At 62.6% G+C, this 10021-nt stretch carries 6 protein-coding genes; all 6 read right to left on the bottom strand.

Annotated elements, in window-relative coordinates:
• Positions 1-142 precede the first annotated feature (142 nt).
• The 6 genes from ACR0DO_RS16105 to ACR0DO_RS16080 all read right to left on the bottom strand — a co-directional run bounded on the left by ACR0DO_RS16105 (position 143) and on the right by ACR0DO_RS16080 (position 9771).
• Entirely contained in the window at positions 143-2773 is a 2631-nt protein-coding gene (locus ACR0DO_RS16105; protein ID WP_480560231.1) for a molybdopterin-dependent oxidoreductase, read from the bottom strand.
• A complete protein-coding gene (gene nirD, locus ACR0DO_RS16100) occupies positions 2770-3102 on the bottom strand; it encodes a nitrite reductase small subunit NirD (RefSeq protein WP_480560229.1) in 333 nt (110 codons plus the stop codon). The genes ACR0DO_RS16105 and nirD overlap by 4 nt, the downstream gene beginning before the upstream one ends.
• Positions 3099-5531 (bottom strand): nitrite reductase large subunit NirB, encoded by a 2433-nt coding sequence (nirB, locus tag ACR0DO_RS16095; protein WP_480560227.1) that lies wholly within the window; start codon positions 5529-5531, stop codon positions 3099-3101. The genes nirD and nirB overlap by 4 nt, the downstream gene beginning before the upstream one ends.
• Before the next feature lie 5 nt (positions 5532-5536).
• Complete coding sequence (locus ACR0DO_RS16090; protein ID WP_480560225.1) at positions 5537-7222, bottom strand: ABC transporter ATP-binding protein; 1686 nt, start codon at positions 7220-7222, stop codon at positions 5537-5539.
• Positions 7223-7227: 5 nt separating this feature from the next.
• Complete coding sequence (locus ACR0DO_RS16085) at positions 7228-8313, bottom strand: ABC transporter permease (RefSeq protein ID WP_480560223.1); 1086 nt, start codon at positions 8311-8313, stop codon at positions 7228-7230.
• 90 nt (positions 8314-8403) lie between these two features.
• Complete coding sequence (locus ACR0DO_RS16080; RefSeq protein WP_480560221.1) at positions 8404-9771, bottom strand: CmpA/NrtA family ABC transporter substrate-binding protein; 1368 nt, start codon at positions 9769-9771, stop codon at positions 8404-8406.
• Positions 9772-10021: the final 250 nt, after the last annotated feature.

Genomic DNA, 10021 nt, shown 5'->3' with positions numbered 1-10021 from the left:
TCCCCCGTCAACCGCGTCGACAACGCATACGGAGACAGAAACCTCGTCTGCACATGCCCTCCAATGGACGCATACAAAGACGCAGCCGAGTAAGCTCAGTTCAAGAACAGACGAAGCCCCCGCTCAAAAGGCGGGGGTTTTTCTATTCGGCGGCCTCTTTCTGTTGAGCTGTGGCCAGCAGCGCAGCCAGTTCCGGGCGGCAGGATCCGCAATTGGTTCCGGCTTGCAGCGCTTCACCTATGGCTTCGACCGAGATCAACCCTCGGGTCTCGATTGCTGTCAGGATCGTGTTCACGCCGACATCAAAGCAGGAACACAGAATTGGCCCCGGGTCCGGCATGTCTGCCGGGGCGCGGCCGGACAGCAGGCCCAAATTGGGCACTTGCGGTAACGTCGCCAGGTAATCGCGCATCACCGCAACTGGCTGGGCTGAGACAAAGAGGGCGGCAACCAGTCGCCTGTTTTGGTGGCAGGTTAGGCGGGCGACGCCTCGGGCCGGGTCCTCGACCGCGGTGATTTCGGCGTCTGGCAATCCGAACAGGTCGCGGGCCGCGGCATGCCAGTCTTCGACGGGGTTCAGCCCGGCCAGTTCTGCGCGATAGCCGGATTTGGTCGGGCTTTGCGCCCAGTAGTCGCAGCTTGGGGTCATCTCCCGGTCGGAGACTGCGAACCCGTACCATTCGGCGTTGAACCGGGTGACATTCACAACCGACGCCTTGCTTTCGGGCTGGCCCGAGACCGGGTCGGTCGCCGCCGCCACCACCGCGTCGATGCGGGCCGAGGGCGCGGTTTCTCCGGTCCAGTGGATCGGGGCAAAGACCTGACCCTGGGTGACATCCCTCGTGATCCGCGCCCGCAGGATGGCTTTGCCGTGTGGACTCGTCACCGCGACCAAATCGGCGGCAGAAATCTTCTGCGACCGGGCGTCGTCCGGGTGTATGTCCAGAAACGGTTCGGGCAGATGTGCTGACAGGCGGGGCGATAGCCCGCTGCGGGTCATCGTGTGCCATTGATCGCGCAGCCGCCCGGTGTTCAGCCAGAACGGATAGCGGGGGCTGGTTTTGGCCGCAGGAGCGCGCCATTTGACCGGCAACAGCCGGGCCTTGCCATCAGGGTGAAAGAACTGCCCATCCGCAAAGAACCGCCCGCCTTGTCGCGAGGCGGTCACGGGCCAGCGCGTCGGCTCCAGCGCATCGTAATCTGCGGCGTTCAGATCGGCGAGGCCCGAGATGTCGAAATCCTTGCCAAACCGCGCCGCCACGCCGGACAGCGCCGCATGTTCGCGGAAAATCTCGCCGGGGCTTTGGTAGTCAAAGGCAGAGGTCCAGCCCATCCGCCGCCCAACCTCGCACAGGATATCCCAGTCGGCACGGGCTTGTCCGGGGGCGGGCAGGGCTGAACGCTGGCGGCTGATGGTGCGGTCGGAATTGGTGACGGTGCCGTCTTTCTCGGCCCAGGCCGAGGCGGGCAGCAGCACATTGGCCAGCCGCGCGGTATCGGTGCGGGCGGTGATGTCCGAGACCACGGTGAACGGGCAGGCGGCGATGGCGTCGCGCACGGCATCGGCCTCGGGCATCGAGACCGCCGGGTTGGTGTGGATCACCCACAGCGCCTTGATCCGCCCGTCGCCCACGGCGCGGAACATATCAACCGCTTTCAGACCGGGGGCTTCGGGCATCCTCGGCGCCGACCAGAAATCGCGCACGGCGGCGCGGTGGTCGGCGTTTTCGATATCCAGATGAGAGGCGAGCATATTGGCCAGCCCACCGACCTCGCGCCCGCCCATGGCGTTGGGCTGACCCGTGACCGACAGAGGCCCGCAGCCGGGCTTGCCGATCCGTCCTGTTGCCAGATGGCAGTTCAGGATCGCATTGACCTTGTCACTGCCTGAGGTTGATTGGTTCACACCCTGACTGAAGATCGTCACCACCTTTTCGGTGCCAATCCACATCTCGCAGAAGGCGGCGATATCCTCCGGCTCCAGCCCGGTGACCGAGATATCGTCGGCCAATGCGCTGTCCAGTGCCTCGGGAATTCCAGTTGTGTGGGCCAGAAAATCCACATCCACCAGCCCGCGCGCGTCAATCTGGGCCAACAGGTGGTTGAACAGTGCCACGTCGCTGCCCGCTGCCAGAGGCAGATGCAGGTCGGCGCTGTCACACGATGCCGTGCGGCGCGGATCGATCACCACAATCCTGGTCCCGCGCGTCTGTCGTGCCGCTATCAGGCGCTGATACAGAACCGGGTGACACCAGGCCAGATTGGAGCCGACCAGAACCACCAGATCGGCCTCGTCGATATCTTCATAGGTGCCGGGGACGGTGTCGGTGCCGAAGGCGCGTTTGTGGCCTGCAACGGTCGAGGCCATACACAGCCGCGAATTGGTGTCGATATTGGCTGAACCGATGAAGCCTTTCATCAGCTTGTTGGCGACGTAGTAATCCTCGGTCAGCAACTGGCCCGAGACATAAAAGGCCACCGAATCCGGCCCGTGTTTGGCGATCGTGTCGCGGAACCGGTCGGCGACCAGTTGCAGCGCATCGTCCCAGCCGGTTTCAACGCCGGATACCACCGGGGTCAGCAGCCGCTGCGACAGACCCACCGTTTCGGCCAAAGCCGAGCCCTTGGAGCAGAGCCGCCCCTGATTGGCCGGGTGGTCCGGGTCGCCGGTGACCGTCAGGCCTCCGGCGCCATCCGGCTGCAGCAGAACACCGCAGCCGACCCCGCAATAGGGGCAGGTCGAGCGCTTGGCGCAGGCGGTCAGGTCCTTCACGCGGCGCTCCTTTGCCCCAGCGAGGTGCTGTCGAGCAGGATGCGGTCGCCGTCCAGCTGCACCGGGTAGGTGGCGATCTGGCCTTCGTCCGCGCCTTGGGCCTGACCGGAGTTCAGGTCGAACACCCAATTGTGCAGCGGGCAGGTGACAGACTGCCCATGTACGATGCCTTCGGACAGCGGCCCGCCCTTGTGCGGGCAGCGGTCCGAGGCGGCAAAGACCTCATCCTTCGCCGTGCGGAACAGGGCGATGCAGCCGACTGGCGTTTTCACCACGCGCGCGCCGCGCAGGGGGATTTCGTCAATATGTCCGATGTCGATCCAGCTCATTCGGCGGCCTCCAGTGTCAGATCGGCCAGTGGCGCAAAGCGCGGGGCCTCTTTGGCCTGCTCGGCCCATGGGTCTTTGCGATAGATGGATTGGCTGAGTTCAAAGCGTTCAACCAGCGCGCGACGGTTGTCGAGGTCGTCGACTACGGTTTCCTTGATCCAGTCGAGGCCAACCTTCGCCATCCATTTATACAGACGGTCCAGATACTTGCCGCCCTCGCGATAGGCCTGGGTGACGGCCATGACGACCTCAATCGCTTCGTCCTCGGTCGGCACCTGCACCAGCAGCTCGGTTTCCTTCACGTCCATGCCCGCCGCGCCGCCGATGCTGATCTGGAACCCTGAGTCCACACAGACCACGCCGATATCCTTGCAGGTCGCCTCGGCGCAGTTGCGCGGGCAGCCCGAGACTGCCAACTTCAGCTTGTGCGGCGTCCACGAGCCCCACAGGATTTTCTCAAGCTTCACGCCGAGGCCGGTGCTGTCCTGCGTGCCGAACCGGCAGTGATCGGTGCCGACACAGGTTTTCACCGTGCGCAAACCCTTGGAATAGGCGTGGCCCGAGACCAGTCCGGCCTTGTTCAGATCAGACCAGATATAGGGCAGGTCCGCGCCTTTCACGCCCAGCAGGTCGATGCGCTGGCCGCCGGTGACTTTGACCGTGGGTACGTCGTATTTCTCGGCCGCGTCAGCAATGGCGCGCAGTTCCGCCGGGTTGGTGATGCCGCCCCACATGCGGGGTACCACGCTGAACGTGCCGTCCTTTTGGATGTTGGCGTGCTTGCGTTCGTTGACGAAACGGCTTTGCGGGTCGTCCTGATATTCCACCGGCCAATCGGCCAGCAAGTAGTAGTTCACTGCAGGGCGGCAGACATGGCAGCCGTTCAGGGTTTTCCAGCCCAGTTCCTGCCAGACGGCCTCCTGACTTTTTAGCTCTTGCGACTTGATCAGGCGGCGGACGTCTTCGTGGGTCAGGTCACAGCAGCCGCAGATGGGCTGCGCGGCGGGCATCTGGAAACCGTCGCCCAGCGTGACCTGCAACAACTGCTCAACCAGCCCGGTGCACGTCCCGCAGGACGCGCTGGCCTTGGTTGTCGCGCGGATCGCGCCCAGATCGGTGGCGCCGCCGTCGATGGCCGCAGTGATGTCGGATTTGCATACGCCGTTGCAGCCACAGATTTCCGCCTCAGGCGGCAATGCTGCAACGGCTGAGAGAGGGTCCGCAGAGCCGCCCCCTTGATAGGCCGGGCCGAAGATCAGTGTCTCGCGCATCTCGGACACGTCCTCGCCATCGCGGATCAGGCCGAAGAACCAGTTGCTGTCGGCGGTGTCGCCATACATGACCGCGCCGACCAGCTTGTCGCCTTCCAGCACCAGCCGTTTATAGACGCCACGGGCGGGGTCGCGGAAGACAATGTCCTCGCGCGTCTCACCTTCGGCAAAGTCCCCGGCGCTGAACAGGTCGCAGCCGGTGACTTTCAGCTTGGTCGATAGCGAGCGTTGTTTGAACGCGGCAGGCTCGCCCAGAAGGGTTTGTGCCAGCACCTTCGCCTGATCGTAGAGCGGCGCGACGAGGCCGAAGACCTCGCCCTGATGTTCGACACATTCGCCAACGGCAAAGATATCGGCGTCCGAGGTGATCATCTGATCGTCCACATGGATGCCTCGGCCCACGGCCAGACCGGTTTCTTGCGCCAGAGCGGTGTTGGGGCGGATGCCCACAGCCATCACCAACAGGTCGCAGGGCAATTCCGTGCCGTCCTCCAGCAGCAACGCACGGGCCTTGCCGTTCTCACCAACGATCTCGGTCGACTTGGCGTTGAGCAGAACGGTGATGCCTTTTTCTTCCAGCGATTTCTTCAGCAGGTAGCCTGCGGCAGGGTCCAGCTGACGCTCCATCAGGTGGCCCATGATATGCACCACGGTCACATCCGCACCGCGCGCGGCCATGCCTGCGGCCGCCTCAAGGCCCAGCAAGCCGCCGCCGATCACAACGACCTTTTTGCCAGCGCCCATGCCCATCATCTGTTGGGTGTCTTCCAAATCGCGATAGGCGATCACGCCGTCCAGATCATGCCCCGGCATCGGAATCATGAACGGATTGGAGCCGGTGCCGAAGATCAGCTTGTCATAAGGCACATGGCCGTTCTCGCCTTCGACCACTTTCAGCTCGCGGTCGATTTTGACCACTTTCTCGCCAAACCGACATGTGATCCCACGTTCGGCATACCAGGCGTCGTCATGGGTCACGATCTCTTCATAAGTCTGATCACCGGCCAGAACCGGGCTCAGCATGATGCGGTTGTAGTTCCCGCGCGGTTCGGCGTTGAACAGGGTGATGTCGAACGCATCGGGGGCAGCGTCGGTCAGGTGTTCCAGCACCCGGCCCGAGGCCATACCGGCACCGATGACCACAAGTTTCTGCTTCATGTCATTCACTCCGCGGCAATGGCTTTGGGGGAAGGGGTTTTCGGCTTGGGCTTTGCGCCGTGCTCGTATTCCTCGAGGAAATCCAACACCTCTTGCCGGTATTCGTAGTAATCGGGATGGGCCAGCAGCGCCTTGCGGGTGCGCGGGCGCGGCAGGTCGACATTGGTGATCTTGCCGATAGTGGCCTGCGGGCCGTTGGTCATCATCACAACGCGGTCGGCCAGCAGGATCGCCTCATCCACGTCATGGGTGACGCAGATGGTGGTCACCTTGGTGCGCGACCAGACCTCCATCAGCACTTCCTGCAGCTCCCAACGGGTGAGGCTGTCGAGCATCCCGAAGGGTTCATCCAGCAGCAGCAGTTTCGGAGACAGGGCAAAGGCACGGGCGATGCCCACACGCTGACGCATGCCGTTCGACAGGTCGGCGGCGGATTTATCCATCGCATCGGCCAGACCGACCCGCTCCAGATAGTATTCGACCACATCCTGCCGTTCAGCCTGGCTGGCGCGCGGATAGACGCGGTCCACACCGACCGAGACATTTTCCTTGGCGGTCAGCCACGGGAACAGCGAGGGCGACTGGAACACCACGGCGCGTTCGGGATCGGCCCCTTCGACATGGCGGCCATCCAGCTTGATCGCGCCTTTCGAGATTTCGTTCAGACCGGCGGCCATGGTCAGCACCGTGGACTTGCCGCAGCCCGAGTGGCCGATCAGCGAGATGAACTCACCCCGGTTGAGCTTGAGGTTGAAGTCCTCGACCACGGTCAGCGGGCCCTTTGGCGTGGGGTAGACCTTGTGCAATTGGCTGAAATCCAGATAGCGTTCGCCGATCAGGCCGGTCTGCGCCTCTTTCACCGCCGCAGGCACACCGTGGATCGGGGTCACGTCCGGCAGGGTCTTGGTGCCTTCGACCTTGGCCTCGATCCCTACATCCATCAGGTACTTGGTGACCTCACCGCGCAGGGCCTTGAACGCTTCGTCATGGTTCATGGCCGAGCGGTCGCGGGGGCGGGGGATCGAAACTTTGAATTCGGTCCCCAAGCTGCCATCGGGGTTCAGCGGAATGATGCGGTCGGCCAGCAGGATCGCCTCATCCACGTCATTGGTGATCAGGACACAGGTCTTGCGGTCGGCCTCCCAGATCTTTTCGATCTCTTCCGCCAGATTGCCACGGGTCAGCGCGTCCAGCGCCGACAGGGGCTCGTCCAGCAGCAGAACCTCGGGGTCCATCGCCAGGGCGCGGGCCACGTTCACCCGCTGCCGCATCCCGCCCGACAGTTCGGCGGGGCGACGGGTTGCGGCGTGGCTGAGCCCCACCATCTTGATGTAGTGGGCGACTTTTTCCTCTTTCTCGGCCTTGGGCATCTTGGGAAAGACCGCATCCACGGCCAACCGTACATTGCCCGTCACCGTCAGCCACGGCATCAGCGAATAGTTTTGGAAGATCACCCCCCGTTCCGGCGCGGGGCCGGTGATCGGAGCGTCGCGGAAGGAGACACTGCCCTTGGTCGGGAACTCGATTCCCGCCATCAGGTTGATCAGCGTGGTCTTGCCGGTGCCGGAAAAGCCCAGCAGAACCACGAACTCGCCTTCTTCAACCGAGAGGTCGATGTCCTTCAGCACATCCGTCGCAGCGGTACCGGTGCCGAAGGATTTGCTGACATTGTTGAATTCCATCACAGCCATGTCGGTCACCGGTTGTTCGAGAAGGTGAACAGCGACTGCAGCGCGTACATCACGCGATCCAGCAGGAAGCCGATGATGCCTATGGTGAAGACGGCCACCATGATCTTGGCGAGCGAGCTTGAGGAGCCGTTCTGGAACTCATCCCAGACGAATTTGCCCAGACCAGGGTTCTGCGCCAGCATCTCGGCCGCGATCAGGACCATCCAGCCGACACCCAGTGACAGGCGCAGACCGGTGAAGATCAGCGGCAGGGCCGAGGGCAGCACCAGCTTGGTGATCTTGGTGTAGGTGTTCATTTTCAGAACCTTCGAGACGTTTACCAAATCCTTGTCGATCGAGGCCACACCCAGCGAGGTGTTGATCAGCGTGGGCCACAGCGAACACAGCGTTACGGTGATGGCAGAGATCAGGAAGGATTTCGCGAACCAGCCGTCATTGGTGACGTAAACGGCCGAGACGATCATCGTCACAATCGGCAGCCAAGCCAGCGGCGAGACAGGTTTGAAGATCTGGATCAGCGGGTTCAGCGCGGCGTTTGCGGTGGGCGACAGACCTGCAGCAATGCCCAGCGGCACGGCTACGATGGTGGCGATCAGAAAGCCGAAGAACACCGTTTTGATCGAGGTCCAGATCTGATTGTAATAGCTCGGCGCGCCGGTATAGGCGACCTCCTTTACCTTTTCGGGCTGGCCTGCGTCGATGAACTTCTGGTTCCGCTTTTCGACCATCGCCTCGAACTTTGCCTTTTTGGCGGCTTTGGCCTGTGCGTCCTGATGCAGGCTGACGGCTTCGGACCAGACCTGAGCCGGTCCGGGGACAGCCCCCAGAGAGGTCTGCACCTTGGGCGCCAGCGTGCCCCACAGCAGCAAAAAGGCGCAGATCGCCAGCAGCGGTACGGCCAGCAGGCGCCAGATTTCGCCCATCTGGGCACGGGGGTTGTCACCTGCGGCGGCGCGCAGGACGGGGGTGATCCAGGACAGGCCCAGAACCTGAAACCATTTGTCGGCGGCGTTGATCCGGGTGAACAGGCGGGCGCGACGCGCCTCGCGTTCAGCATCCGTGGATAGCGTATCGTGGTCGATGGCTGTCATCTTGCGGTCTCCTGGCCCGGATCGGTGTCCGGGCGGGGTGGAATTCTGTTGATGTGGAAGACCCCGGCCACACAGGCCGGGGAGAAAGCCTTAGCCTTGAACTTCGGTTCCAACGACGACCTGCTCGCCCTTCAGGCCAATCGGCAGGCTTTGCAGGTAGGCGTTGGGCTGGCGGGCGTCATAAGGAATGCCGTCGATGATATCCTCGGCAGGCGTCGGAGCTTTGTAGCCATCGCTGTCCCAAGGGAAGTCGGCCTCATTCGCCAGACCTTCGTCGACCAGCATCCGGGCGGCGTCCAGATAGATGTCGGGGCGATAGACCGACTTGGCGACTTCGTCATACCACGCATCCGTCTGCGGCTCGGCGATCTGGCCCCAGCGGCGCATCTGGGTCAGGTACCAGATGGCGTCCGAATAGAACGGGTAGGTCGCGTTATAGCGGAAGAACACGTTGAAATCGGGCACATCACGCTTGTCGCCCTTTTCATATTCGAATGTCCCGGTCATCGAATTCGCGATCACGTCGTAGTCGGCACCCACATATTCCGGCTGGCTCAGCATCTCGACCGCGGCGGGGCGGTTGGCGTTGTCATTCTCGTCCAGCCAGATCGCGGCGCGGATCAGAGCTTTGGTGACGGCGCGGGTGGTGTTGGGGTACTGTTCGGCAAACTCGGCGTTGATGCCGAAGACCTTTTCGGGGTTGTTCTTCCACAGTTCATAATCGGTGATCACCGGCACGCCGATGCCCTTGAACACGGCCTGCTGGTTCCAGGGCTCACCCACGCAATAGCCATAGATGGTCCCGGCCTCGAGCGTTGCCGGCATCTGCGGTGGCGGTGTCACTGACAGGAACACGTCCGCGCCGATCTGGCCGGTCACGTCGTCGGGGCTGTAGTAACCCGGGTTCAGACCACCAGCGGCCAGCCAGTAACGCAGCTCGTAATTGTGGGTCGAGACCGGGAAGACCATGCCCATGTTGAACGGCTTGCCTTCGGATTTGTATTTATCGACCACCGGGGCCAGGGCTTCGGCCGAGATCGGGTGTTGCGGGCGGCCGTCCTCCATCACCGGGATGTTCGGCTTCATCTCTTCCCAAATCTCGTTCGACACGGTGATGCCGTTGCCGTTCAGGTCCATCGAGAAGGGGGTCACGATATGCGCCTCGGTGCCATAGCCGATGGTCGCGGCCAGCGGCTGTCCGGCCAGCATATGCGCGCCGTCCAGCTGCCCGTCGATAACGCCATCCAGCAGCACTTTCCAGTTGGCCTGCGCTTCCAGCGTCACGAACAATCCTTCGTCCAGGAAGTAGCCGTTCTCATAGGCCACGGCCAACGGGGCCATGTCGGTCAGTTTGATAAAGCCGAAGGTCAGCTCGTCTTTTTCCAGTTCCAGCGTCTCGGCCAAAGCCGGGCTGATCAGGGCGGTGGTGGCGACAAGGCCTGCGAGGAGACGCGTCATCTGGGTCTGTCCCTTTCTTGGTCCCGGCATATCCGGGTGTGAAAAACAAAAAGCCGCTGCACGCTCTGACCGGGAGGAGGTGGCCAGAGTGTGAGCGGCTTTGCTCGGTCATTCCCAAACTTTGGGAGGAATTCGAAAGGCACACGCCATTGCGTGCCGATAGAGGCATCGTGAGAAATTGCGCAGGTCTGATCAAGGGGTTTTGCTGCGATGCGGCATAGATTGCTGCATTTGCACCGCACGCCGCAGG

The sequence above is a fragment of the Ruegeria sp. AM9 genome, from assembly GCF_056540565.1.
Note: the sequence above shows the minus strand (reverse complement) of the source record. Positions and strands in the feature narration are given on the sequence as shown.